The sequence below is a fragment of the Frankia sp. Mgl5 genome (assembly GCF_023242985.1).
Lineage (GTDB): Bacteria > Actinomycetota > Actinomycetes > Frankiales > Frankiaceae > Parafrankia > Parafrankia soli.
Window position 1 is genome coordinate 1 of the sequence record NZ_JALKFY010000259.1, and the last position, 249, is coordinate 249.

At 56.6% G+C, this 249-nt stretch carries 1 pseudogene; it reads left to right on the forward strand.

What is annotated here, in order from left to right:
* Positions 1-12: 12 nt before the first annotated feature.
* Positions 13-249: pseudogene (locus MXD62_RS09270) on the forward strand (hypothetical protein); the annotation flags it as partial.

The window sequence follows — 249 nt, forward strand, 5'->3', positions numbered from 1 at the left end:
GGAGAAACACTCATGAAACGTTTGGTTACTGGAATGATTCTTACATCCGTCTTTACGCTTGCAATCCCGTTGGCTGGGTCGGGTATGGCGTTGGCTGCCGGGAAAACTCCTGCAGCTCCAACTGCTCCTGTCAAGCCTGTAGTAATCAAGGTACCTGCTGCCACCGCGGGCAAGCCTGCAGCAGGCAAAGCACCAGCAGCAAAACCTGCAGCAGCTAAACCGGCAGCAGCCCCGGCCAAAGCCCCGGTT